Below are 23,978 nucleotides of genomic sequence, written 5' to 3' on the forward strand. Positions count from 1 at the left end.
CTGTTTTCGGGCAGATCGTTGGCGGACATGGGCGCGAACTCCGGTCGGGAAGGTGACGGAGTGATTGAACGTGGGATTTAGGAAAAGCGCACCTGTCAGATCTGACAGGTGCGGGCCGTTTTCCGACCAACGGTAGCAGGGTGAGCGCCGCTCATACCGGCTAGACTCAGTACGTCACAACCCTCTTGCGTTGAACGGAGAACTGCGATGATCGGAACACCACCAGGCCGACGCTCGCTATGGCTCCTGCCGACCCTGATCGCCATCAGCCTGACGCTGACCTCTGGCTGTTCAAACCGCAAACACTATCCACCCTCGGGCGTCGGCGACAGTTGCTACGCAAAAGCGCTGCCGACGGTCGGGGAGGGTGGTCTCGCCTGGGGTTCCAGCTTGAACGTGGCCCGGCAAAAATCCATGGCCAACTGCATGCGGTATGCCGGACGCTCCGGAGGTACGCCGGGTACGTGTCAGGTGGTGTTGGCCAAGTGCAAATGACTGGGGACGAGCAATGTGGTTTTCCAGAGCGGCTTGAGTTGGTTGGGGAGGCGCCGATACAGGGTTACGGCAGAAACGGGTCAGTCAGGCCCGGGTGCATGAGCCATCAGGAAGAGCCCCATTGAATCTGCAGCATGAAATAGAGCGAATTTTTTCAGGCAAGGCCTTTGCGCGACCGCTGTTTTATTCCGTTGCGCAGGGATTGCGTTTCGGACTCGCTGAATCGGGCGGGATGATTGAAAGGTTTCTAATGGCCCTGCGCAAGGCAGAGGCCGTCTGTGGTGATGTGTTCACCGGTCACTCCGAACTCGTTGTTTGTTTGCGAACTCACTCCGGGAGCAACCGGTTCGCCCATCGGCCTTCGTTGCAAACGCTACGAACACTGGGCATTGACATACCTGCAACGCGCTCGCTTTGGGATGAGCCGATTGATTCAGAGGATTGGTTCGACGAAAACCAGCCCGAGTATTGGCTCAACATCGCTTTCACGGTGCCTGCGGCCCAACTGCAGACTTTTCTCTGGTGTGCATTGGCCAGAGATTTTGGCGCGATTGAGCCCACACTGCACTGCGCCGTGTACCTCTTCAATCTGACAGATCGCGTCATGGTTTTCCCTTACGACGATCGAGGGATGGATGTTGTCGGGCCCAACAAGGCGCTGCTAAGTGATCTTTATCACCGGCACAATGCCTGGCTGCTGGATTACGACCGGGCTGCAATGGATAGCGCATTTGCGGGCGCTGCTGTCGTTTCGAGTAATCAAATGTCATGACCGATAAGACCATGCAAGCCTGTCTTCGCTGTAAATCCGCCGAACAGGTGAGGCCTAAAGCCATTCTGATCGGTGCAGCCAGCCCCGCAAAACGCTTCAACGGTGAGGAGAAAGCAGGCTATCAACGCCTCGATCAACTCGCCGTCGATGAGTGCAAGCCCGAGCGCCTGAAAGCCCCGCCCCTTGAGCAACTGGTCGAGGGTTTTTACTGCGACCTGTGCGGGCACGGCTTTGTCGCCTGTGAGTGGCTAAAAGCCGAAGGCAATAGACGCTCGCGGTAACAAGCCGGGTGACGGCGAGCGAGCGTCACCCGTCTTGTCACCGAATCAAGCAATACCCAACGCCTTGAGAATCACCAGTGATTTCTCGGCAAACACGTGAGCACGCGCAGTGAACTCAGCGATGTTTTCTTCGGCGGTCATCAGCGGCTTGCCATCCTTGACGAGGACTTCGCCTTGTTCGCCGACGATCGCCCACGCCAGTTGCGCCCATTCTGCCGGGTGCGTTTGACCTTGCTTGATCGAAATGAGGAAGAGTTGCTCGAAGCGGCTGACGGTGACGCCGCCGCCGGTGACCGGGCTGGCCAGCACCTGGATCTTGTCGCTCAACAACGAGCGCGAACAGAGCAGCAAGTTGAGATCGTTGCATCGCGCCCGCACCTGGTTTTCCGCCGCCACGCTTTGGCACGGTGCCACGGCACTCATACCGATCAACACGTTGAGGGCCTGCAATACGTCGTCATAAGGCAGCGCAGATGCCGCAGCAGCCAACTGGCGCAAGGTTTTCGGTGCGTAGTCGTTGGCTGCCAGCGCTAGCAGTACCGGGCCGTAGATTTCGCTCTGCAGCGAGGCTTCGCCCGCAGGGCCGCGGACATGTTGAGGGACGCTTTCTGCGGCTTGCAGCAAGATGAAACGAGTGTTGAACAAGCCTTGGCGCTGTTCGGCAGCGGACAGCCGGGTAGCGCCGCGTACGTAGAGATCACGACGGAAACTCTGATTGACGAAATAGTCGCGCGCCTGCTCACGCATGATCGGATGCTCGATCCCTTCCAGGAAGTCCATGCCATCGGCCCTGAGGTTGAGCGGGTCGACCGAGTCCAGCGGCACGGCGGTGGTGACATAGTCGAGTTTGGCCGGGGCCATGGCATCGACGACGTCGGTGAAATACATGCAGTCCCAGCTGCGATTGAAATACTCATGGGCGATGTACTGACGATTCTGCCCTTTGATGCTCTGCAGTTTTGCGTCGAGGTTCGGCACGCTGCTGGCGTAGTTGGGGTTGGCGGCCAGCAGTGCTTCGGAAAATTGCAGGGCAGCATCAATCCGTTGATCGGGGCCTGCAGAAGCAGACTTGGAAAAGCGGTCGTGCAGGCTGAACAGATTGCGCAGCGGCGCCGCAGGCGACCAGCCGGGGAAGCAGTTGTAGCTGACGTACAGCATCCCGCCAGGTTTGAGATGGCGACGGGCAAACTCGACGATCAGTTTCTGGTTGTCGCGACTGACCCAGGTCCAGATGCCATGCAGGCTGATGCTGTCGAATTGCGGCAGATCATCGCGGGCCAGCAGTTGCTCGAAACTGTCGTCATACAGTCGCGCGTCGCTGTTCCAGTCGCTGGCGAGGGTGCTGGCGTGGGCGGCCTGTGAGGGTGTGAAATCGGTGCCGACCCAGGAACCCGGGTTGGCTGCGGCATGGATATTGATCGAAACGCCTTGGCCAAAGCCCAACTCGCAGTGATAGGCCTGCGTGGATTCCAGAGTGGCAAAGCCGCGCAACAACAAGCAGTAGCGCTGGAAGACAGGATTGATTTCCCGGCTGTAGCTGTAGGTGTAGCCTTCGTCGGTGAAATACCCTTCGTTCCATGCGTCGCTCATGCTTTCGTATCCTTTTGTTTCGAGGCTGAAAAAGTTGCTCTTATAAGGGGTAGCGGTGACGTGCCACAAGGACAATATGCCGGTGAGTATGTCTTTTCGTTTCAGGTTTTCTGCCGCACACGTCTGAAGATCTTGAAAGTGTTCGATCACAGCCCGCCAAACTCAGGTCCAATTGCCCGTTTTGCCACTCGAGCGTGCAGCAAGCTTGATACCGCGCCGCCTGCGCCCCTCACCCTAGCCCTCTCCCGAGGGAGAGGGGACTGATCGGGTTGGTATAGCGAAGTGCACCAAGCTGCAACATCGCGTCGACCGCGGTTTCGCAAGCGATGAAGATCAGCTCCCTTTCCCCCTCGGCCCCTTGGGAGAGAGGGGACTGATCGAGTTGACCTTGCGAGCTACGCCGACCTGAACAGTCGAGTCGAGCCTGACTTTTGAAACCAATAGAGATCGGCTCCCTTTCCCCTCGCCCCCTTGGGGGAGAGGGCTGGGGTGAGGGGGCAGCGATCTACCTGACACTCCACAAGGCTGACAAAACACCAAAAAACCAAAAGAAATCCGACCTAAGCTAATGCAAAAAAGATATTTGTCCGGCGTTTTATATATCGTTTAGTTTTGATTCATCAACGAATCAGAGCATCAAACCGATAGACCCCCGATTGCCATGACGGCGCACGCTGAATCGATCAAAGGCTCTTCTGGTTTGGTTCACACGGGAGTGAATCATGCCGCATACCCTCGACATCACCGCATTACCGACGCTCGACCTTTCACAGTTCGAAGGCACAGCACAACAGCGTTATGAGTTTCTGGAAAACCTGCGCCACGCCGCTCGCGACGTCGGTTTTTTTTACCTGACCGGCCATGGCATCGACGGCGCTTTGCTCAAGCAAGTGCAGGACCTCGCCCGGCAATTCTTCGCCTTGCCCGACAGTGAAAAAACCGCCGTCGGCATGATCAACTCTGCGCATTTTCGTGGTTACAACCGCGCCGCTTCCGAAATCACCCGGGGCAAGCCAGATCAGCGCGAACAGTTCGATATCGGCGCCGAACGCGAAGCCTTGCCGTTGCAACCCGACAGCCCGTTCTGGGCGCGCCTTCAAGGCCCGAATCAATGGCCAGAGTCACTGCCCGAACTGAAACCGTTGCTGCTCGATTGGCAGCAAGCCATGACGCGCATGTCCCTGCGTCTGTTGCAAGCCTTCGCCCAGGCCCTGTCGCTGCGCTCGGATGCGTTTGATCAGCTGTACGGCGACAAACCCAATGAACACATCAAACTGATGCGCTATCCCGGTCAGCCGGTCGATGCGAGCAATCAGGGCGTCGGCGCGCACAAGGATTCGGGTTTCCTCAGCTTCCTGTTGCAAGACGAACAGGCGGGTCTGCAAGTGGAGATCGAAGAAGGGCGCTGGATCGATGCGCTGCCTCGCGAAAATACGTTGGTGGTGAACATCGGCGAACTGCTGGAACTGGCCACAAACGGCTATCTGCGTGCCACGGTGCACCGGGTGGTTTCGCCGCCGCCGGGCAGCGAGCGCCTGTCCATCGCCTTCTTCCTCGGCGCGCAACTTGACGCCACGGTGCCGCTGTATCACTTGCCGACCGCGTTGCTGCGCGAGGCACGCGGGCCGGCCAGTGACCCGCTCAATCCTCTATTTCGCGATGTCGGCTGGAACTACCTCAAGGGGCGTTTGCGCTCGCATCCCGATGTCGCGCAGCGCTTTTATGCCGATGCGCTATTGCCGCAAGCGCCGGTTCGCAAAACCGCCTGAATCATCATTCGCTCAAGGACACAAAACATGTTGAAAAAAGCAGGTTTGACCCTGGCCGTCCTCGGCGCACTGGTGACCTCGTTCGGCGCTCAGGCGCTGGAACCATTGCGTGTCGCCGCCGACCCGGTGCCCCACGCGCAGATTCTGGCCTACGTGCAAAAAATCGATCCGCAGCTGAACCTGAAAGTCATCGAAATCCCCAACGGCGTGAACTCCAACGAGCTGCTGGTGCATGGCGATGTCGATGCCAATTACTTCCAGCATCTGCCATACCTGAAATCCCAGGAGCAAGCCCTCGGCGAGAAACTAGCGGTGGCGGCCACGGTGCATATCGAGCCCTTGGGCATTTACTCGCACCGGCACAAAAGCTTCGCCGACGTGCCGGCAAAAGGCACCGTCGCCGTGCCCAACAACGTCACCAATCTGAGCCGCGCGCTGTACCTGTTGCAGGACAACGGCCTGATCAGACTCAAGCCCGGATTCAACGACCCTGCAACCGCTCAAGCGACGCCCAAGGACATCGCCGAAAACCCCAAACAGCTGAAGATCCTTGAGATCGAATCGCCACAGATTCCGCGTTCGCTGGATGATGTCGATCTGGCGGTGATCAACGGCAACTACGCGCTCGACGCCGGTCTGGTGCCGGCCAAGGATGCGCTGGGCCTGGAGAAGGCTGAGCACAACCCTTACGCCAACATTCTGGTGACCACGCCGAAATTGCAGAACGATCCACGCATCGCGCAACTGGCCAAGGATCTGACCTCGCAGCAAGTGGCCAAGTACATCACCGATAACTTCGCCGGTTCGGTGATCCCGGTGGCGGGCGGCAAACCATGATCGTCGTCGAGCAGTTGAGCAAGACTTACCTGTCGGCGTCGGCACCTGCGCTGGATCAGTTGTCGCTGAGCATTCCCGACGGTGCGGTCTACGGTATTCTCGGGCGCAGCGGCGCGGGTAAATCGACGCTGCTGCGCTGCCTCAATCTGCTCGAACGCCCGGATAACGGGCGCATTCTGCTGGACGGTGTCGATCTGACGACGCTGTCCGACCGCGACCTACGCCAGCAACGCCAGCGCATCGGCATGATTTTCCAAGGCTTCAATCTGCTGCACTCGCGTAATGTCTTCGACAACATCGCTGTGCCGCTGGAGATCGCCAAGGTCGCCAAACCGCAACGTCATGAACGAGTTCGTGAATTGCTCGATCTGGTCGGTTTGAGCGACAAGGCCGAGGCGTTTCCATCGCAATTGTCTGGCGGCCAAAAACAGCGCGTCGGCATCGCCCGCGCGCTGGCGGCGCGGCCGGCCTATCTGCTGTCGGACGAAGCCACCAGCGCCCTCGATCCGGAAACCACCGCATCGATTCTTGAACTGTTGCGCGACATCAACCGGCAACTGGGCCTGACCATCGTGTTGATCACCCACGAGCTGGACGTGGTCAAGTCGATCTGCGATCACGCCGCGTTCATGGCCAACGGGCGTCTGGTCGAGTCCGGACCAGTGCCGCGACTGCTCGCCGACCCACACTCGCATCTCGGCAGCTCGTTGCGTCCGACCTGCGGACTGCCGCTGGGCCATGACGCGCCCGCGCTGAGCTTTCTCAAGCAATACGGCGTACGGGCGGCGCACTCATGAACCGCTCGATCAATTGGGATGAAATCCTGCAACTGGTGCTGAACGCCACTGGCGAAACCCTGTACATGGTCCTCCTCGCCGGGTTGTTCACACTGCTGATCGGGCTGCCGTTGGGGGTGTTGCTGTTCATCAGTCGGCGCACCGGTCTGCTGCCAATGCCGCGCTTCAATGCGGCGTTGAGTGGCCTGGTCAATCTCGGGCGCTCACTGCCGTTCGTGGTGATGCTGATTGCTTTGATTCCGCTGACCCGGCTGGTGGTCGGCACGACGCTGGGCAGCACCGCCGCTGTGGTACCGATCACCATTGGCGCCTTTCCGTTCTTCGCCCGCATCGTCGAAAACGCCCTGGACGAAGTCGACAAAGGCCGCATCGAAGCGATCCTCGCCATGGGCGGCGATATTCGTCATGTGATTTGCAAAGTGCTGTTGCCCGAAGCGCTGCCGGCGTTGCTGGCGGGGATCACCCTGACGCTGGTGATGCTCATCGGTTTTTCCTCGATGGCGGGGGTGATTGGTGGCGGCGGGCTCGGCGATCTGGCGATCCGCTACGGCTATCAACGGTTCAACAATGAAGTGATGGTCGCCACCGTGGTGGTGCTGGTCATTCTCGTTCAAGGCGTGCAAAGCCTGGGCGATCGACTGGTGCGTGCGCTGGCACATCGACGTTAAGGACATTTATGAGTGCGCCTGTTTCTGTGGCGTCCACGCCGCTGATTCGTGTACGTGAAGTAAGCAAGCTATTCGGATCAAACCGCGCGCTGGACCGGGTCAGCCTGGAGATTCATCCCGCCGAAGTGGTGGCGTTGCTCGGGGCCAATGGCGCGGGCAAATCGACGTTGGTGAAGATTCTTGCCGGCAGTCAGACCGCTGACGGCGGCGAGATTCTGGTGGAGGGGCAGCCGCGGCATTTCAACTCGCCGCTGTCGGCGCGAAGGGTCGGGATTGTCGCCGTGCATCAGCAGATCAACGAAGGCATTGCGCCGGGTTTGAGCGTGGCCGAGAACCTGCTGCTCGATGAACTGTGCCGGCCCGACGCGGACTTCTGGCTTAATCGCAAACGTCTGCTCGAGCGTGCGGCGAGCATTGCCGCCGGGCTCGGATTGACGTTGCCGCTGGAGCAACCGATCGAACATCTGGGCCAGGCCGAACGGCAATTGGTGGTGTTGGCCCGGGCGTTGGCCTTGCAGCCGCGTTTGCTGATTCTCGATGAGCCGACGGCGGCGCTGTCCGATGCGGAAGCGCAGCGCTTGTTCGGTTTGATCGACACCTTGCGCAGCCGTGGCGTGGCGATTCTGTACATCTCGCATCGGTTGTCGGATCTGCAACGGGTGGCGGATCGCGCCATCGTCCTGCGCGACGGGCGACTGGCCGGGGAATTCACCGCGCAGCAATTGCCCGAAGCAGTGCAAGCCATGCTCGGGCAGGCGCTGGCCGCCCATGTCTATACCCCGCGAGCGGCGGGGCGCGTGGTGCTTGAAGTGAACGCGATGAAAGTCCTGCCGCGCTCGCAAGCCTTCGACCTGACCCTGCACGAAAACGAAGTGGTGGTGCTGACCGGGTTACTCGGCGCCGGCAAAAGCGAGATCGCCGAGGTGCTGTTCGGGCTGCGTAAAGCGTTGGCCGGCAGCGCACAACTCGACGGGGTTGGCTGGCTGCCGGGCTCACCCCGTGAGGCGATTCGCAGTGGGGTTTTCTTCGCCGCCGAGGATCGCGCCAGTCAATCGCTGGTACCGGATTTTTCCCTGCGTCGCACGCTGACCTTGCCGTTTCTCGAACGCTTCACTCGAGGCGGCTTTATCCGCAATCGCGCTGAAGCGGCGGCAGTCGAGGCGCAAGTGGCGGCGCTGGGGATCAAGACCGCCGGTATCGATGTGCCGATGAGCGCGTTGTCTGGCGGCAATCAGCAGAAAGTCGTGCTCGGCCGCTGGCTGCTCGGGGACGGGCGGGTGCTGATCCTCGATGAGCCGTTTCAAGGTGTCGACGTGCGTGCGCGCCGCGAGATCGGCCAACTGCTACGCGACAGCGCCAAGGGCCGCGCGACACTGGTGATTTGCGCCGATGTCGATGAGGCCCTGGAAATCGCCGACCGGATTTTGCTGGTGCGCGATCACGCGGTGGTCGCCGAATACCCGCGTGCCGGTCTCGAGCGCGCCACGCTGGTCGCCGCGCTGGCCGGCAGCGATGATGATTTTTCTTCCCTTCAAGCCACGCCAAGGAGCAGAGCGAGTGCCTGATTCGAGTTCACTGATATCGAGCGTACCGGCACCTGCCGAGCGCCTGCTGCAAGCATTGATTCGCTATGGCCTGTTGTGGCTGCTGGCGCTGATCGTGGTGTTTTTCAGTTTTGCCGAGCCGGCGTTTCTGCGCGTCGGCAACCTGTTCAGCATTTTGCAATCGGTGTCGATTGTGGCGCTGCTCGCGCTGGGCGTGACCCTGACCATGGCTGTCGGCGGCCTCGATCTGTCCATCGGCGCGGTGGCGGCGATGAGCCTGATGATCGCCAGTTACGTGATGGTCGTGCTCGGCTGGGGCGCAGTGCCGGCGGTGCTGATCAGTCTTGCGGGCGGCGCGCTGGTCGGGCTGCTCAACGGCTGGCTGATCGTCAAGCTGCGGGTGCCGGACATTCTGGCGACGCTGGGCAGCATGTTTCTGGTGATCGGTGTGCAACTGATTCCAACTGGCGGACGTTCGATTGCGGTGGGCATGACCTTGCCCAATGGCGTTGAAACCGAAGGCACTTTCAGTGCGGCGTTTCTGGCGCTGGGCCGTGGGCGACTGTGGGACGTGGTGCCGGTTCCGGTGCTGATCACAGCGCTGGTGGCGCTGGCGGTCTGGTTGTTTCTGGAGCGCACGCGCATTGGCCGTTTGTTCTATGCCATTGGTGGCAACGAGCAGGCCGCGCGCCTGGCCGGGGCGCCGGTGCAGCGCTTCAAACTGCTGGCCTACGTGCTCTCGGCATTGCTGGCCTCGCTGGGTGGATTGCTGCTCGCGGCGCGGCTGGGGCGCGGTGATGTCAGCTCGGGCAACGGTCTGGTGCTCGACGCGCTCGGCGCGGCGCTGATCGGTTTTGCCGTCCTTGGGGCGAAGAAGCCCAACGCCTTCGGCACCCTGGTCGGCGCGCTGCTGGTGGCTTCGTTGCTCAACGGTCTGACCATGCTCAACGCGCCGTATTACGCGCAGGATTTCGTCAAGGGACTGGTGCTGGTACTGGCCCTGATGTTCACGTTCGGCCTCGCGCATCGGGCGCGTTGAGCCGCTTTCAGTCAAGGAAGTTGTATGCACGGTTCAATCAAACAATTCGCCCGTCACTGCCTCGCTGGTGCCGTGTTCTCGGCACTGGCGTTTAGCGCGCAGGCCAAGGCCTTGCCCGGCGCACCGGCACCGTTCGACAAGGGCCAGGTGCAGATCGCGTTGGTCGGTTATCTGTTTTCCGGGGATTTCCCCGAGGCTTATCTGCGCGGTGTGGAGCAACAGACCGAAGCGCTTGGCGCCAATCTGCGCGTATTCGATGCACGGCAGCAGGCGGCGAGTCAGGGCGAGATGATCGATCAGGCGATTGATCTGGGTGTCGACGGGATCATCGTGCAGCTTGGTCTGGCGGAAACGCTCAAGGCGCCGATTGACCGGGCCATCGCCAAGGGCATCAAGGTTGTCGCGTTCGATGTCGATCTGAATTCGCCGCAGGTGACTCAGGTCGAGCAGGATCACCATGCGCTGGCGCGTTTGGCATTGGATCAAGCGGTGAAGGATAACGGCACCAAGTTCGATGCCGGGTACGTCTACATCAGCGGCTTTACGCCGATGGAGCGGCGCGACGAGATCTGGAGTCAGGTGAAAAAAGCCAGTCCGGGGATCGTCGAGAAGGCGCGTTTCGGCACGTTGAATCCACCGATTGCCAACTCGGTGGCGGATCAGGCCAGCGCCGTGCTGCGGGCGAATCCGGGGATCAGCGTGATATTTGCGCCGTTCGACGAGTTCGCCAAAGGCGCGAAAATCGCCGTCGACGAGGCGGGGCTGGCGAGCAAGGTGAAGATCTACAGCGCCGATATTTCCACCGCCGATATCCAGATCATGAAAGAGCCGGACAGCGCCTGGGCGGCGACGGCGGCGGTCAATCCGCAAGTGGCCGGGGCGATCAGTGTGCGCAGTCTGGCGATGTTGATTGCCGGGGAGAATCCGGGGCACCAGGTGCTGGTGCCGCCGACGTTGATTACCCGCCAGCAACTGCTCGATCTGGACGTGAAAAACGTACGCGACCTGGCGCAGAAGCTCCCGGCGTTTGGCGATACCGCCAATGTGGCGCGGACGGATTGGATACCCGTTCCGAACTGAAACCTCAAATACAACCATCAACCCTGTGGGAGCTGGCTTGCCAGCGATGAGGCCCATTCATTCGGTATTCGGTTGACTGACGCACCGCCATCGCTGGCAAGCCAGCTCCCACAGGTTGAGGTTCCAAGTCATGAGGTTGGGGTGAACATGCACAACAAAGCTGCGCGATTACGCAAAAGCCGCTCTCCGAAAGCAGATCCTGCATTCGGCGGGCGGTTGCCTGCGGGTCAGGTGCTGACCGAGCGCTTCCCGATCCTGCACGAAGGCGCGGTGCCGGAATATGATCTGGCGAACTGGTCGTTGCGCCTGTTCGGCTCGCTCACAAATCCTGTCGAGCTGCGCTACACCGACCTGCAAGCGCTGCCGCAACGCCAACTGCAATGCGACATCCACTGCGTCACGCGCTGGTCGAAATTCGATACGCAGTGGAGCGGGGTGCACCTGCAGGATCTGTTGCAAGCTTTCGATATCCAGCCGCAAACGAATTTCGTTATGGCCCACGCCGATCACGATTACCAGACCAACCTGCGGCTTGATGACTTGCTGCATCCGCACACCCTGCTGGCGACTCACTACGCAGGCCAACCGTTAACCGCGCAACATGGCTGGCCACTGCGCCTGGTGGTCGCGGGGCGGTATTTCTGGAAGAGCGCAAAGTGGCTGCGCGGGCTGGAATTTGTCGATCAGGAGCAACCGGGGTTCTGGGAGAGAAACGGCTTTCACCTGCATGCAGATCCGTTTGCCGAACAGCGCTTCAGCGCCGCAGCGCTGGATATCGCCGAAGATGCCTGGCTGGAAAAAGACTTCGACTAAGACACTTACCCTGTGGGAGCTGGCTTGCCAGCGATGAGGCCAGTGCAGTCACTATCTGCGTTGCCTGACACACCGCCATCGCTGGCAAGCCAGCTCCCACAGGGACTGTGTTTACAGGTTTGTTAGTTGTTTGTTAGTTGCTTGAAGTGTTGGCTCAGCAACACTTGTGCCGAACTAAGAACACTCCTTTATAGCGATCTAACCTAAGTGTTATTGGTTCTTTTGCGAAAGTCTTCCCCTCGTCTAGCATCGGGCTTCAAGGGGAAAACATTCACTCTGGGGATACTGCGCCTTACCGATACTTAACGTTTCAACAGCCTTCGCTGCCTTCCTGATTTCTAAAACTACAGCAGACATTGCCGTGCATTGATTGCCGACTTTCTTTTGTCGGTGACGACCGGGTATTAACTGCGATTCAAGGAGCTGTTATATGCATTACCGTTCCCGTTCATTACTGGCCGCCGCTGTTGTCAGTGCAATCTGGCAACTGCCTGCACGGGCCGAAGACACGTCCACCAGCGCTGAAAGCGAATCCCGCCTCGGCACCGTTTTGGTCACCGGCACACGCGGCACCTCTCGCACCGTGCTCGACTCGCCGGTTCCCGTGGATGTGTTGACCGCCGAAGACCTGAAAACCGCCGGCGCCGCTGACGGTGAATTGGGCGCGGCGTTGCAGACATTGCTGCCGTCCTTCAGCCTGCCGCGCCAGTCCAACTCCGGCGGCGCCGACCATATCCGCGCCGCACAATTGCGCGGCATGAGCCCGGATCAGGTGCTGGTGCTGGTCAATGGCAAGCGTCGCCATACGTCGGCAGTGGTCAACGATTCGTCGAAAATCGGTCGCGGCACCGCGCCGGTGGATTTCAACTCGATCCCCATCAGCGCGATCAAACGCATCGAAGTGCTGCGTGACGGCGCCGGTGCGCAATACGGCTCCGACGCAATCGCCGGGGTGATCAACATCATCCTCGACGACGCCCCCGAGGGCGGCGAAGTCTCCACCAGTTACGGCGCTTATCACACCCATCAGGACGCCATCGACAAGACCACCACCGACGGCCAGAACAGTGTGACCACCGCCAAGATCGGTACGCGTCTCGGCGAGGAGGGCGGCTTCATCCGGGGCGGTACCGAGTACAAGGATCGCAACCCGACCAACCGCGCAGGCTTCGACGGTTTCGCCGATACACCGGGCCAGCGCAACTACGTGATGGGTGACGGCCTCGCCCGCGACGTCAACCTCTGGTTCAACAGCGAACTGCCGCTGGCCGGCGGCAAGGCCTACAGCTTCGGTACCTACAACCAGCGCCACACCACGGGTGCGGAGTTCTATCGCTACCCGTACGAACAACCGCAGTTCTACCCCAACGGTTATTTGCCGCAGTCATTGGGCGACAACAAGGACGTCTCCGCCACCGCCGGTTTCAAAGGCATGATCGGCGACGACTGGGACTTCGACAGCAGCGTCACCCATGGCCGCAACCGCTTCGAATCATCGACCCGGCGCACCCTTAACGTCAGCCTTGGCGAAGATTCGCCGACGAAATTCGATACCGGCGATTACGAGTTGCGCCAGACCACCAGCAATCTCGATTTCAGCCGTGAATTGCGCCTCGGCGGCCGTTCGTTTGTCCTCGCCGTCGGCGGCGAATACCGCTACGAAAACTACCTGACCTACGCCGGTGACGAAGCTTCTTACATCGGCTCCGGAGCCGACGGCGCCAACGGCCTGCGGCCGAGTGAAGAGTCGGATCTGGACCGCAACGTGTTCGGCAGCTACGCCGAATTGTCCGGCGATCTCACGGATAACTTCTTCGTCGACGCGGCCACTCGCTGGGAGCATTACGATGATGCCGGCAGCAAGCTCACCGGCAAACTCAGCGGCCGCTACAAACTGACCGAGCAATGGGCACTGCGCGGCGCGGTGTCGAATAACTTCCGCGCACCGTCGCTGGCACAGAGCGGCTTTCAGAACACCACCAGCAACTTCGGCGACGGCGGCACGCTCACCGACATTCGTGTGCTCTCGGTCAACGACCCGATCGCCCGTGCACTCGGCGCCGAAAAACTCGATCCGGAAACCTCGAAAAACTTCAGCCTCGGCCTGACCTTCCAGTTGAACGAGCGCTTTGACGCATCGCTGGATGTGTTCCGTATCGACGTCAAGGACCGCATCACTCTGTCGCAACGCATTGGCAGCGACGCCCTGGAAACCTTCATCAACGACAACTACGGCGTGGCTGGCGTGCACGACGTCAACTTCTTCACCAACGCCGCCGACACCAGCACCCACGGCGCCGAACTGGTGCTCAATTACCATCAGCCGTTCTACGAGGGGCAACTGGGCCTGACCACCGCGTACACCTACAACCACACCAAAGTCACCAGCACCAAAGGCACGCCTTCGCAGCTGACTGCACTGGGGATCGGCAACGACGCACTGGTCGGCGTCGAGGAGACCAACACCCTGACCGACGCCGCACCGAAGGACCGTTTCATCTTTTCCGCGAACTGGGCGAGTGAACACTGGGGCCTGCTCGGCCGCTTGACCCGCCAAGGCGAGACCACCCGAGTGTTCGATTTCGGCGACTCGCAACCGGAACAGACTTACGGCGCGGTCTGGCAGCTGGATGCAGAGGTGACTTATAAATTCACGCCGAAATTCAACCTCGCCGTGGGCGGCAACAACCTCACCGACAACTACCCGGAACGCTCCGGTTCGGCGATCAACTATGGCGGTAACCTGCCTTACGACGTGCTCTCGCCGATCGGCACCAACGGCGCTTACTACTACGCCCGCGCCACTTATGGCTTCTGAGTCGGGGCAGGGGCCGGGTCGGCATCTGCCGGTGTTTCAGGCGCTGTTGATCACGCTGGGTATGGTGATCACCACCGACATCCTGAAAACCGCGCCGACCGTGGCACTCAACGTCGGGCCTGAGCACTTCTACCTGGTTTGGGTGCTCGGCGGCGTGGCGTCGATGATCGGTGCGCTGTGTTTTGCCGAGATGGCCACGGCGTTTCCGCATCCGGGTGGCGACTACCATTTTCTGCGCACGGCTTACGGCGAGCGCATGGGATTTCTGTTTGCCTGGTCGCGGTTTTCGGTGATGCACACCGGGTGGATTGCGTTGTCGGCGTTCATGTTTGCCGATTACGTCAACGCCGTGGTGCCGCTTGGGCAGTACGGCTCGGGGCTGTTTGCCGGCGTGGTGATTGCTGCGTTGGTGCTGCTCAATCTCATCGGCAAGCACATTGGCTTCCTTACCCAGACATTGCTTGTGGGACTGTTGGCGTTGGGTTTTTTGAGCATTGCCAGTGCGGGTGTTTTTCTCGCCTGGCAAGGTATCGAACCACCCGCACCAAGTGTGTCGGCAGTAGCGGAAAACACCGGTATGGCCGGTTTTTCGGCGGCGATGATTTTTGTTTTCCTGGCGTTCGGTGGCTGGAGTGATGCCGCGACATTGTCGGCAGAAGTGCGTGACGGTCGGCGCGGGATTTTCATCGCCATGCTGGGCGCATTGACCGTGTTGATGGTGATTTATCTGGCGCTCAACTGGGCATTTGTCCGGGGCCTGGGATTCGCCGGGCTGGCGGCGAGCAATGCGCCGGCGGTCGAGCTGTTGAACCGCGCATTCGGTGCACCCGGGGTGATGTTGATTTTGCTGATGGTCGGCATCGCCGCAATCGCGACCATCAATTCGACCCTGCTGGTCGGCGCCCGCACCACTTACTCCGCTGCTCGCGATGTGCCGCAGTTACGCAGCTTCGGAAGCTGGGATGATCGCCACGGCGTACCGCGCAAAGCGCTGCTCGCGGAAGGTGCTGTGGCGTTGCTGTTGGTGCTGTTTGGCAGCTTTACCCAGAGCGGGTTCAACACCATGGTCGAGTACCTGACGCCGGTGTACTGGTTGTTTTTGAGCTTGAGCAGTGTGGCGCTGATCATTCTGCGCCGGCGGTTTCCTCAGGTGCCACGGCCGGTGAAAGTGCCGCTGTATCCACTGTTGCCGCTGCTGTTTTTCGGCTTGTGTCTGTACATGCTGTATTCGAGCGTGACGGTGGTGGGCTGGGGAGCTTTTTTGGGGATTGGGGTGTTGCTGATTGGCGCAGTGTTTTTAGCCGTGTTGAGCCGCCTGACGCCATACCCTGATCCTCTCCCAGAGGAAAAGGGGGCCGACCGCAGAGTCTTGCGGGATACATCAACCTGAAAAACGGGTCGATTATGGATTCAGCGAAAAGCGCTCAAGTCGCTGTACTTCTCAAATATCCCCCAATCAGTCCCCTCTCCCTGCGGGAGAGGGCTAGGGTGAGGGGCTCTTAAAAAACGGCGCTTAAAAAGACACCGCCGCCAGCTGCGAAAGCCGCAACACAGAAAGATCCCCGGTAATTCGCTTATACGCCAGGCGAATCGCCTCAATACTCCCCTCATTCTTCGCACTGTTTTCATGCAACACCACAATCACCTTGGTGCTCAGCCGCTCAGGCTCTTTCGCCCCGTGATCCTTCCACTGCCCATACGCATCGAACACCGTGAATCCGTCGGGAAACCTCGGCGTCACTTCCTTATCCAGAAACTCGCGCCAGCGCGCCGGGCTGACCGCACCGTCCTTGCCATCCAGCGAGCCCACCGAAAAGTACAACTCGGTCCGCGTCCATTGCGCCTGCGCCGGGCGCGTTGCGTCCCCCTGCAAGGTCGAGCTGGCGGGATCTTTGGTATGCACGGAAACCGGAGGAGGGCTGGCACACCCTGCGACCGCCACAAACAGTGCCGCCAGTAAAAGACGTTGAGGCATGGAACTTCCTTATTGTTGACAGTAGTCGGCAATTATAAGGCGGCAGGTTAATAGCGATAAAAGATTAAAAAGTCGCGTGGGACGCTATTAATGGAATATGCGATGCGTTGAAATTAATACGAAGCGGTTAGATCAATAATTTCTTTCGGTTATTTAAATAGTGCTGCTTCGAATATCCATAGCTTGTAAAACGAAGCGCGTGCATTTGATATTTCTGCTATCGCGCCTACTCTGCTGTTCCAGCGCCTCAAGACGCATGGAACGCTGCGCTTGAGGCGTTTGAACAGCCGTTTTTGCTGTTTGATGGGCATCTTGTTCAGGAATCGTCAGTCCTTAGAATCGGCCCCCATCAACTTCTCATCCAGTTCTTAAATCCTCAGGGAGCTTCACCATGATGAACGCCATGCAGATGCAAATGCCGATGAACGCCAACATGCCAATGATGCCGATGATGGGCATGCCGATGATGATGGCGACCATGACCTGCGAAATGATGGACGACGGCATGATGTGCAAGATGATGCCGGCCGCTGGCATGGACATGGCCATGTTCAAGAACAGCGGCGAAATGATGCCGATGATGATGCACTGCGGCAACATGACCATGATGTGCATGTCCCAGGCAGCCATGGCCATGCCGATGATGAACATGATGATGCCAATGCCGATGATGGGCATGCCGATGCCATCGATGAAGTGCGTGATGGAATGCACCATGATGGCCGATTGCATGATGTGCAAGATCATGCCGATGGCGGGCATGAACATGGACATGATGAAGAACTGCTGCACCCTGATGATGAAAATGATGAACGACTGCAGCATGCCAATGATGATGAGCTGCAACGGCATGCCGATGATGTGCTGCACCTGCTGATCCCGGGCAGCATAAAAAAAGCCCCCGAGGCCTCAAGGCCCGGGGGCTTTTGCATTCCACAGACCACTGCAAACCTCTGTGGGAGCTGGCTTGCCAGCGATAGCGGTGGATCAGTCGATTTAAATGCTGGATGTGCCGACGTCATCGCTGGCAAGCCAGCTCCCACAGGGGATTGTGTTAAAGCAAAGAGAGGTAAGGATCAGTCGAGGCGTTCGGGGTAGGTGACGACCAGGTAGGCGACGGCTTCGCTGTCGGCCGGGTTGCGGTAGCGGTGGGGCTGGTCGGCGTAGAACAGGATCGAGTCGCCGGTCGAGAGCAGGTAGCGCTCGTCGTTGACGCTGATCTCCAGCACGCCTTGAGCCACCACCAGGTTTTCCTGCACGCCCGGGCCGTGGCCCTCGGATTGGTCTTCACCCAGCGGGCTCAGGCGCAATTCGTAAAACTCGGACTGACGCGCCACGTCGAACGGAAACAAGGCCCGACTGACAAACGCACCGCTGGCACTGACCAGCCGTTTGCTCTGGCTCGCCGACAACAGTGCCACACCTTCAAACGCTCGGTGCTCGAGAAACGCTGCCACCGACACCTTCAGACCCTTGGCGATTTTGCACAGCACCTTGATCGACGGCACGCTGCGCCCGGACTCGATCTGCGCCAACATCGCCCGGCTCACACCGCATTGGCGCGCCAGACCATCCAGCGACAAATGACGCTTGCTGCGCAGACGCTGCAGATTCTGTGCGACCCGTTCGCAGATCGGGTCTTCTTCCAGTGATTCGAGGTTTTTCAGGTCCAGCACAGGCTCATCCGCGCTCGCCAGAAAGCGCGAGGGGTCACGGGCGTTCACGCTTGGCGCGGCTCGTTGGAATGCGCAGCCTGCACCCACTGAAACGCCTGATAACCGGCATTGCGCGCATACATTTCCCACATCGCCCGCGCAAGCTTCTGGGCCTGGCGGCGTTTACGGTAAGCGGCGAAGTCGATCAGGTTGGCAGTTGGATTCATGGCGCACTTCACTGTGATCAATGACGGGATGAAAGTGAGCGTACGCCAATATTTTTATAACGATAAATACTGATTTTGTATTTGTTAATTCGTTTTGGTTCTTTGTGAGGGCAGCCCGTCAGGCCCCCTCATGCTGCTTGCGATAAGCCCCCGGTTGCACGCCCACCGACTTGGCAAATGCCCGGGTAAACGCCGCAATCGATTGATAGCCGACCGCAGCACACACCTGCTCGACCGTGTGATTGGCCCGCAATAACTGGCAAGCGTGGCGCATGCGCAGGGCCAGCAACACTTGCCCCGGCGACTGCCCGGCCAGTTCATTGAAGCGTTTGAAGAACGCCGAGCGCGAAACGCCGATGCACGCCGCCATGCTTTCCAGCGACCACGGCAACTGCGGCTGTTCGATCAACTGATCGAGCAGCGGCGCAAATTGCGTATTACGCGCCAGTGCGACTAATCCCCCGAGGTGCTGGTTGTCAGCCATCTGCTGGCGCAGGACATAAAGAAACAGCAGATGGCTCAAGCGTTCAAGCAGCGTCGAGGAGGGCGCTGGCAAGCGTTCGCATTCCTCCAGAATCAATTCGAACAAGGCTCGGGCCGCGCTAGAGGAAGGATCTCCGGCGCGCAGAATGATCCAGTCCGGCAAACCCTCAATGATCAGCGACGACAACCCGGACTTGAAATGAAAGAAGCCGCAGACCAGGCCCACACCATCCTCGGCCGCACGATCCAGCGCGGTCATCGCCATGCGCGGCAGCGTCTGCGCCAGCCGCGAGTCTTCAGCGCTGGACAGGCGATAATCGAGATCGCGCAACAGGAACACTGCATCCCCGGCATTCAGCCGCAGCGCCGGTTCATGCCCGGCGATATGCAACCAGCAATGCCCCTGCACGACCAGATGAAAGCTGGCCCGCGCCAGGCCATGAGTGCTGGCATGCCAGCCACCGCAATAGCGGCCGACGTGAAACAGATTCGCATCGAGTTCGAGGCTTTCTAATAACCAATCAACCAGTGGGCTGGACGAAATCATCTAATGGAAATACTCAGGAGCAAGTAATCGCTACTTTTGAATATGGATCGGAATTTTTATAACCAACAGACTGGCCGGACACTCATCAGCAGGAGTCCTCACCATGTCACGCGTCACTCTACACACCCTGCAAAGCGCACCCGAAGCAGCCCGGCCATTCCTCGAAAACGCGCAGAAGAACTCTGGATTCATCCCCAATCTGCTGGCGGTGCTGGCCAACGCCCCGGCCGCGCTGGAGACGTACGTTACGGTATCGGCGCTCAATGGCAAAGCCGAACTCAGTCTCGCCGAGCGCGAAGTGGTGCAACTGATAGCTGCAACCAATCACGGTTGCGATTTCTGTGTCGCAGGTCATACCGCCGTCGCGCTGAATAAGGCAAAACTGCCGGCGGAAGTGGTCAGTGCACTGCGCGAGAAAGCCACCGTGCCGGTGGAAAAACTCGAAACCCTGGCGGCGTTTGCCCGCGAAGTCATTGCGACTCGCGGCAAGGTCAGCGACCAGACCTATATCGCTTTCAAGGCTGCGGGTTACACCGAAGGCAACGCGCTGGAAGTGATTCTTGGCGTGAGTCTGGCGACCCTGTGCAACTTCGCCAACGTGTTCGCCGATACGCCGCTCAACCCTGAGCTGGCGGCGTATCGGGCGTAATCGGCCCATCGATTCAGGCAGCGTCGTCTATGGTTGAGGCTGCTGCGTAAAAGGAGAAACGACATGCTCAATCCGGCATTGATGCAATGGCTGGACAACAACGCCCAGGCATTGGATGCAGGCGACGGTGACCCGCAACACGTGCTCACGCAACTGGCGCAGGCCGAGGTATTGCGCGTCGGTATCAGCCCCGAGTTGGGGGGCAGTGGCGGCCATGTGGCCGACGCCGTGGAAGTGCTGGCCGCCGTCGCCAGCCATTCGCTGGCGGCTGCGTTTGTGTTCTGGGGCCAGCGCGCCTTCATCGAGTACCTGCTGCAAAGTCCCAACGTCGCGTTAAGAGAAAAACTCCTGCCGTCGCTGCTCAGCGGCGAACTGGCCGGCGCCACGGGTTTGTCCAACGCAATGAAATTCCTCTCAGGCATCGAAGCGCTGTCAGTGCGTGCCGCCACCGAGACCGATGGCTGGACATTGCACGGGCGCCTGCACTGGGTGACCAATCTGCGCAAAAGCGGTTTTGTCGTGGCCGCCGCCATCGAGCACGGGGAGGGCGGTTCGCCGTTCGTGCTGGCGATCCCGGATGACGCGACCGGCGTACAACGTTCTGCTGATCTGCAACTGATGGGCCTGCAATCGAGCAACACCGCCGCGATCGATTTTTCCCAAGTGGCGGTCGGTCGTGAATGGCTGCTGCATGACGACGCACGCAAGTTTCTGCCGGCGGTGCGGCCAGCCTTTCTCGGTTTGCAATGCGGTATGGCCATCGGTCTGGCGCGACGTGCGCTGGCGGAAGTCGAAGGGCATTTGCAGGACGGCCGCTCGATCTTGCTGGAACCGTTGCAGGAGCAACGCGAGCAGTTGGCGCACAGCGTCGATGTGCTGAAAAAAGGCCTGCACGACGGGCGTTTCCTGACGCAACCGGCAGCCTTGTTCCAGATCCGTATCGCCCTGGCCGAAGCCGCCGCGAACGCCGTGCAACTGGAATTGCAGGCCAGCGGTGGCAAGGCCTATCTCACCGAACACGGCAGTGGTTTTGCCCGGCGCTGGCGCGAATCGGCATTCGTGCCGATTGTCACGCCGAGCCTGGTGCAATTGCGCGCCGAACTGCAGCGACAAAAACGGGAAGCGGCGGCATGAGTGCGCCGCTGCTGCACGCGCAAGGCATCAGCCTCGGCTACCCACGGGAGCAGGGCTGGCACACCGTGCTGGAACACTTCGACCTGCAATTGCAGCCCGGTGAGGTGGTGACGATTCTAGGCCCGAGCGGCGTCGGCAAATCCAGCCTTTTGCGCGTACTGGCTGGTTTGCAACAACCGCAGCAGGGCCGCGTGAGCCTGCTCGGCGAACCGTTGACCGGCGCACATCCGCGAGTCGCGGTGGCGTTTCAGGACCCGAGTCTGTTGCCGTGGCTGACGCTGGAAAAGAACGTCGCGTTCGGCCTCGACTTCGCCCGCCAACCGCACTTGAGCGCGGAGCAACGCAAGGCGCGCATCGATCATGCGATTGCCGCCGTCGGCCTCGAACACGCTCGTCAGCAACATCCCGCGCAACTCTCCGGCGGCATGGCCCAGCGCACCGCGCTGGCCCGTTGTCTGGCGCGTCAGCCGCAAGTGCTGTTGCTCGACGAACCCTTCGGTGCTCTCGACGAAATCACCCGTGCCGACATGCAACAACTGCTGCTGCAATTGATCGCTGACCATCAAACGGCTGCCGTGTTGATCACCCACGACATCGACGAAGCCCTGCTGCTCTCCGAGCGGATTCTGCTACTGGGTGACAGCCCGGCGCACATCCTCGGCGAGTGGCGCATCGACCTGCCGCAGCCACGCGCCGAGTTGGTTGAAGAACTGGGCGCGCTGCGCATCGACATCCTCAAAACCCTTCGGCGGGCGAGCCGCAATCCTCACACCCATCCTTTGCCCGCAACGTCGGAGATTGACCATGTGCCTGGACGACTTCACTCACACACGTCGTGACTTCCTCAAACTCAGCGCGCTGCTGACCGCTGGCGGCGCGTTGCCGCTGCTCAACAGCCTGAACGCTCGCGCCGCGTCCGAGCCAAATGCCCCGGTGCGCATCGGTTATTTGCCGATCACCGACGCCACGCCGTTACTGGTCGCGCACAACAATGGTCTGTTCGAGGCCGAGGGCATTCAGGCCGAGCGCCCGGTGCTCCTGCGCAGTTGGGCACAGGTGATCGAGGCGTTCATTTCCGGGCAGGTCAACGTGATTCACTTGCTGTCGCCGATGACCGTGTGGGCGCGTTACGGAAGCAAAGTCCCGGCCAAGGTTGTCGCCTGGAACCACGTCGGCGGTTCCGGCCTGACCGTGGCGCCGGGCATCACCGAGGTCAAGCAATTGGGCGGGCAATCGGTGGCGATTCCGTTCTGGTATTCGATTCATAACGTGGTGGTGCAGCAGCTGTTTCGCGACAACGGACTCGTGCCGGTGAGCAAGTCCGCCAGTGCTGCGCTGGCGCCAAACGAAGTCAATCTGCTGGTGTTGCCACCGTCGGACATGCCGCCCGCGCTGGCGACCAAACGCATTGCCGGTTACATCGTCGCCGAGCCCTTCAACGCCTTGGCCGAAGACCTCAAGGTCGGCCGCGTGCAACGCTTTACCGGCGACGTCTGGCGCAACCACGCCTGCTGCGTGGTGTTCATGCACGAGCAGGATCTGAACAACCGCCCCGAGTGGTCGCAAAAAGTCGTCAACGCCATCGTCAAGGCGCAGGTGTGGACCCGCGACAACCGCGCCGAGGCCGCCAAACTGCTGTCCAAGGACGGCAGCAACCGCTACACGCCGCACGCGCAACCGGTGCTCGACCGGGTGCTGTCGCCCGCCGTCAGCGACCGCGAACAATACCTGGCCAGCGGCGCGATCCAGCACAGCCATTGGGACGAGCAGCGCATCGACTTCCAGCCGTACCCGTTCCCCAGCTACACCGAAGAACTGGTCAAACGCCTCAAGGACACCCTGATCGAAGGCGACAAGGGCTTCCTCGCCAACCTCGATCCGCAGCACACCGCGCGCGATCTGGTCGACGACCGTTTCGTGCGCAATGCCATCGCCGCTGTCGGCGGCATGCAGACCTTCGGCCTGCCGGACAGCTTCGAACGCAGCGAGGAGTTCAGCCTCTGATGCGCACGCAAACTTCATCGACACTCCACGGTGTGCTGGGCGTGGCCGGGCTGTTGTGCCTGTTGCTGCTGTGGTGGCTGGGCGTGCACGTGTTCGGCGGCAGCGACAGTCTGGCGCAGCGCTTTTCCCCCGAGGCAACGCTCGCAAGCCTCGGCGAACTGCTGTTGCGTCCGGAGTTGTACGAGCATGTGCTGGTCAGTCTGAAACGGATTCTGGTCGGCCTGCTACTGGCGTTGCTGATCGGCGTGCCGTTGGGCCTGATGATCGGCAGTTACCGCCATCTGGAAGCAGCGACCACGCCAGCGTTTCAGTTTCTGCGGATGATTTCGCCGCTGTCGTGGATGCCGGTGGTGGTGATGCTGATGGGCGTCGGTGATCAGCCGATCTACTTTCTGCTGACCTTCGCCGCGGTGTGGCCGATCCTGCTCAACACCGTCGCCGGCGTACGCCAACTCGATCCGCGCTGGCTGCAACTGAGCCGCAGCCTCAGCGCGACGCGCTGGGAAACGCTGCGCAAAGTGATTCTGCCCGGTGTGCTTGGCCATGTGCTGACCGGCGTGCGGCTGTCTATCGGCATCCTGTGGATCGTCCTGGTGCCGTGCGAAATGCTCGGGGTCAGCGCGGGGCTGGGCTATTTCATTCTCGATACGCGTGATCGCCTGGCGTACTCGGAGTTGATGGCGATGGTGCTGCTGATCGGTGTGCTGGGTTTTGCCCTTGATACGTTGGCGCGCTGGCTGCATCGGCGCTGGGCGCCGGCCTGAGGTCAGTGGAAGGCGTTGAGCAGGAAATCGCGCACGT

24 protein-coding genes are annotated in these 23,978 nt (G+C 60.3%); 19 read left to right on the forward strand and 5 right to left on the reverse strand.

The genetic code is table 11. From position 1 onward, the window contains the following. The first annotated feature begins 207 nt into the window (after positions 1-207). From AC3WMT_RS25955 to AC3WMT_RS25965, 3 genes are all read left to right on the forward strand, one after another. Positions 208-495, forward strand: coding sequence for a hypothetical protein (locus AC3WMT_RS25955; protein ID WP_103306956.1), 288 nt, complete (start codon positions 208-210; stop codon positions 493-495). Positions 496-616: 121 nt separating this feature from the next. Then, positions 617-1,267 (forward strand): DUF3885 domain-containing protein, encoded by a 651-nt coding sequence (locus tag AC3WMT_RS25960; protein WP_103306957.1) that lies wholly within the window; start codon positions 617-619, stop codon positions 1,265-1,267. A gap of 11 nt (positions 1,268-1,278) precedes the next feature. After that, complete coding sequence (locus tag AC3WMT_RS25965) at positions 1,279-1,548, forward strand: hypothetical protein (protein ID WP_146041289.1); 270 nt, start codon at positions 1,279-1,281, stop codon at positions 1,546-1,548. Positions 1,549-1,593: 45 nt separating this feature from the next. On the opposite strand, the gene AC3WMT_RS25970 is transcribed toward AC3WMT_RS25965, so the two are convergent. Beyond that, the gene (locus AC3WMT_RS25970; RefSeq protein WP_103306959.1) at positions 1,594-3,138 is read right to left on the reverse strand and encodes a methyltransferase regulatory domain-containing protein; all 1,545 of its coding nucleotides are present in this window, start codon (positions 3,136-3,138) and stop codon (positions 1,594-1,596) included. A gap of 722 nt (positions 3,139-3,860) precedes the next feature. Here AC3WMT_RS25970 and AC3WMT_RS25975 point away from each other — a divergent pair. The 10 genes from AC3WMT_RS25975 (at position 3,861) to AC3WMT_RS26020 (ending at position 15,893) form a co-directional block, all read left to right on the forward strand. Then, positions 3,861-4,907 (forward strand): isopenicillin N synthase family dioxygenase, encoded by a 1,047-nt coding sequence (locus AC3WMT_RS25975; RefSeq protein WP_103306960.1) that lies wholly within the window; start codon positions 3,861-3,863, stop codon positions 4,905-4,907. A 27-nt stretch (positions 4,908-4,934) separates the two neighbouring features. Further along, a complete protein-coding gene (locus tag AC3WMT_RS25980) occupies positions 4,935-5,744 on the forward strand; it encodes a MetQ/NlpA family ABC transporter substrate-binding protein (RefSeq protein WP_103306961.1) in 810 nt (269 codons plus the stop codon). Further along, a complete protein-coding gene (locus AC3WMT_RS25985; RefSeq protein ID WP_103306962.1) occupies positions 5,741-6,541 on the forward strand; it encodes a methionine ABC transporter ATP-binding protein in 801 nt (266 codons plus the stop codon). The genes AC3WMT_RS25980 and AC3WMT_RS25985 overlap by 4 nt, the downstream gene beginning before the upstream one ends. Then, entirely contained in the window at positions 6,538-7,209 is a 672-nt protein-coding gene (locus tag AC3WMT_RS25990; RefSeq protein WP_103306963.1) for a methionine ABC transporter permease, read from the forward strand. The genes AC3WMT_RS25985 and AC3WMT_RS25990 overlap by 4 nt, the downstream gene beginning before the upstream one ends. An 8-nt stretch (positions 7,210-7,217) precedes the next feature. Beyond that, positions 7,218-8,774, forward strand: a complete 1,557-nt coding sequence (locus AC3WMT_RS25995) for a sugar ABC transporter ATP-binding protein (protein WP_103306964.1) — start codon at positions 7,218-7,220, stop codon at positions 8,772-8,774. Further along, the gene (locus AC3WMT_RS26000; RefSeq protein WP_103306965.1) at positions 8,767-9,792 is read left to right on the forward strand and encodes an ABC transporter permease; all 1,026 of its coding nucleotides are present in this window, start codon (positions 8,767-8,769) and stop codon (positions 9,790-9,792) included. Before AC3WMT_RS25995 ends, AC3WMT_RS26000 begins: the two co-directional genes overlap by 8 nt. 24 nt (positions 9,793-9,816) lie before the next feature. After that, positions 9,817-10,872, forward strand: coding sequence for a substrate-binding domain-containing protein (locus tag AC3WMT_RS26005; RefSeq protein WP_103306966.1), 1,056 nt, complete (start codon positions 9,817-9,819; stop codon positions 10,870-10,872). A gap of 147 nt (positions 10,873-11,019) precedes the next feature. Continuing rightward, a complete protein-coding gene (locus AC3WMT_RS26010) occupies positions 11,020-11,685 on the forward strand; it encodes a sulfite oxidase-like oxidoreductase (protein ID WP_103306996.1) in 666 nt (221 codons plus the stop codon). A gap of 430 nt (positions 11,686-12,115) precedes the next feature. Then, positions 12,116-14,503, forward strand: coding sequence for a TonB-dependent receptor plug domain-containing protein (locus AC3WMT_RS26015; protein WP_103306967.1), 2,388 nt, complete (start codon positions 12,116-12,118; stop codon positions 14,501-14,503). Beyond that, positions 14,493-15,893, forward strand: a complete 1,401-nt coding sequence (locus AC3WMT_RS26020) for an APC family permease (protein WP_103306968.1) — start codon at positions 14,493-14,495, stop codon at positions 15,891-15,893. The genes AC3WMT_RS26015 and AC3WMT_RS26020 overlap by 11 nt, the downstream gene beginning before the upstream one ends. A gap of 123 nt (positions 15,894-16,016) precedes the next feature. Here AC3WMT_RS26020 and AC3WMT_RS26025 read toward each other — a convergent pair whose 3' ends face one another. After that, entirely contained in the window at positions 16,017-16,478 is a 462-nt protein-coding gene (locus tag AC3WMT_RS26025; RefSeq protein ID WP_103306970.1) for a DUF3574 domain-containing protein, read from the reverse strand. A 391-nt stretch (positions 16,479-16,869) separates the two neighbouring features. On the opposite strand from AC3WMT_RS26025, the gene AC3WMT_RS26030 reads away from it, so the two are divergent. Further along, positions 16,870-17,355 carry a hypothetical protein gene (locus AC3WMT_RS26030; protein WP_177431464.1) on the forward strand — a complete coding sequence of 162 codons (486 nt, stop codon included), beginning with the start codon at positions 16,870-16,872 and terminating at the stop codon, positions 17,353-17,355. 199 nt (positions 17,356-17,554) lie between these two features. Here AC3WMT_RS26030 and AC3WMT_RS26035 read toward each other — a convergent pair whose 3' ends face one another. The 3 genes from AC3WMT_RS26035 to AC3WMT_RS26045 form a co-directional block, all read right to left on the reverse strand. Next, positions 17,555-18,145, reverse strand: a complete 591-nt coding sequence (locus AC3WMT_RS26035) for a helix-turn-helix domain-containing protein (RefSeq protein WP_177431466.1) — start codon at positions 18,143-18,145, stop codon at positions 17,555-17,557. 53 nt (positions 18,146-18,198) lie between these two features. Then, complete coding sequence (locus AC3WMT_RS26040; RefSeq protein WP_177431465.1) at positions 18,199-18,360, reverse strand: hypothetical protein; 162 nt, start codon at positions 18,358-18,360, stop codon at positions 18,199-18,201. A gap of 118 nt (positions 18,361-18,478) precedes the next feature. After that, positions 18,479-19,390 carry an AraC family transcriptional regulator gene (locus tag AC3WMT_RS26045; protein WP_103306972.1) on the reverse strand — a complete coding sequence of 304 codons (912 nt, stop codon included), beginning with the start codon at positions 19,388-19,390 and terminating at the stop codon, positions 18,479-18,481. A 103-nt stretch (positions 19,391-19,493) separates the two neighbouring features. Here AC3WMT_RS26045 and AC3WMT_RS26050 point away from each other — a divergent pair, with 103 nt between their 5' ends. The 5 genes from AC3WMT_RS26050 to AC3WMT_RS26070 all read left to right on the forward strand — a co-directional run bounded on the left by AC3WMT_RS26050 (position 19,494) and on the right by AC3WMT_RS26070 (position 23,941). Then, a complete protein-coding gene (locus AC3WMT_RS26050) occupies positions 19,494-20,039 on the forward strand; it encodes a carboxymuconolactone decarboxylase family protein (protein WP_103306973.1) in 546 nt (181 codons plus the stop codon). A gap of 63 nt (positions 20,040-20,102) precedes the next feature. Next, positions 20,103-21,173, forward strand: a complete 1,071-nt coding sequence (locus AC3WMT_RS26055; protein WP_103306974.1) for an acyl-CoA dehydrogenase family protein — start codon at positions 20,103-20,105, stop codon at positions 21,171-21,173. Further along, entirely contained in the window at positions 21,170-22,012 is an 843-nt protein-coding gene (locus AC3WMT_RS26060; protein WP_103306975.1) for an ABC transporter ATP-binding protein, read from the forward strand. Before AC3WMT_RS26055 ends, AC3WMT_RS26060 begins: the two co-directional genes overlap by 4 nt. Continuing rightward, entirely contained in the window at positions 21,978-23,177 is a 1,200-nt protein-coding gene (locus tag AC3WMT_RS26065) for an ABC transporter substrate-binding protein (RefSeq protein ID WP_103306977.1), read from the forward strand. The genes AC3WMT_RS26060 and AC3WMT_RS26065 overlap by 35 nt, the downstream gene beginning before the upstream one ends. After that, positions 23,177-23,941, forward strand: a complete 765-nt coding sequence (locus AC3WMT_RS26070) for an ABC transporter permease (RefSeq protein ID WP_103306979.1) — start codon at positions 23,177-23,179, stop codon at positions 23,939-23,941. Before AC3WMT_RS26065 ends, AC3WMT_RS26070 begins: the two co-directional genes overlap by 1 nt. Positions 23,942-23,978: the final 37 nt, after the last annotated feature.

Source organism: Pseudomonas sp. FW305-7 (genome assembly GCF_058786735.1).

Bases quoted from the DNA above. Each gene is read 5' to 3' on its own strand.
- AC3WMT_RS25955 (WP_103306956.1), top strand. From the start codon at position 208: ATGATCGGAACACCACCAGGCCGACGCTCGCTATGGCTCCTGCCGACC.
- AC3WMT_RS25965 (WP_146041289.1), top strand. From the start codon at position 1,279: ATGCAAGCCTGTCTTCGCTGTAAATCCGCCGAACAGGTGAGGCCTAAA.
- AC3WMT_RS25970 (WP_103306959.1), bottom strand. From the start codon at position 3,138: ATGAGCGACGCATGGAACGAAGGGTATTTCACCGACGAAGGCTACACC.
- AC3WMT_RS25975 (WP_103306960.1), top strand. From the start codon at position 3,861: ATGCCGCATACCCTCGACATCACCGCATTACCGACGCTCGACCTTTCA.
- AC3WMT_RS25980 (WP_103306961.1), top strand. From the start codon at position 4,935: ATGTTGAAAAAAGCAGGTTTGACCCTGGCCGTCCTCGGCGCACTGGTG.
- AC3WMT_RS25985 (WP_103306962.1), top strand. From the start codon at position 5,741: ATGATCGTCGTCGAGCAGTTGAGCAAGACTTACCTGTCGGCGTCGGCA.
- AC3WMT_RS25990 (WP_103306963.1), top strand. From the start codon at position 6,538: ATGAACCGCTCGATCAATTGGGATGAAATCCTGCAACTGGTGCTGAAC.
- AC3WMT_RS25995 (WP_103306964.1), top strand. From the start codon at position 7,218: ATGAGTGCGCCTGTTTCTGTGGCGTCCACGCCGCTGATTCGTGTACGT.
- AC3WMT_RS26005 (WP_103306966.1), top strand. From the start codon at position 9,817: ATGCACGGTTCAATCAAACAATTCGCCCGTCACTGCCTCGCTGGTGCC.
- AC3WMT_RS26010 (WP_103306996.1), top strand. From the start codon at position 11,020: ATGCACAACAAAGCTGCGCGATTACGCAAAAGCCGCTCTCCGAAAGCA.
- AC3WMT_RS26015 (WP_103306967.1), top strand. From the start codon at position 12,116: ATGCATTACCGTTCCCGTTCATTACTGGCCGCCGCTGTTGTCAGTGCA.
- AC3WMT_RS26020 (WP_103306968.1), top strand. From the start codon at position 14,493: ATGGCTTCTGAGTCGGGGCAGGGGCCGGGTCGGCATCTGCCGGTGTTT.
- AC3WMT_RS26025 (WP_103306970.1), bottom strand. From the start codon at position 16,478: ATGCCTCAACGTCTTTTACTGGCGGCACTGTTTGTGGCGGTCGCAGGG.
- AC3WMT_RS26030 (WP_177431464.1), top strand. From the start codon at position 16,870: ATGATGAACGCCATGCAGATGCAAATGCCGATGAACGCCAACATGCCA.
- AC3WMT_RS26040 (WP_177431465.1), bottom strand. From the start codon at position 18,360: ATGAATCCAACTGCCAACCTGATCGACTTCGCCGCTTACCGTAAACGC.
- AC3WMT_RS26045 (WP_103306972.1), bottom strand. From the start codon at position 19,390: ATGATTTCGTCCAGCCCACTGGTTGATTGGTTATTAGAAAGCCTCGAA.
- AC3WMT_RS26050 (WP_103306973.1), top strand. From the start codon at position 19,494: ATGTCACGCGTCACTCTACACACCCTGCAAAGCGCACCCGAAGCAGCC.
- AC3WMT_RS26055 (WP_103306974.1), top strand. From the start codon at position 20,103: ATGCTCAATCCGGCATTGATGCAATGGCTGGACAACAACGCCCAGGCA.
- AC3WMT_RS26060 (WP_103306975.1), top strand. From the start codon at position 21,170: ATGAGTGCGCCGCTGCTGCACGCGCAAGGCATCAGCCTCGGCTACCCA.
- AC3WMT_RS26065 (WP_103306977.1), top strand. From the start codon at position 21,978: ATGTGCCTGGACGACTTCACTCACACACGTCGTGACTTCCTCAAACTC.
- AC3WMT_RS26070 (WP_103306979.1), top strand. From the start codon at position 23,177: ATGCGCACGCAAACTTCATCGACACTCCACGGTGTGCTGGGCGTGGCC.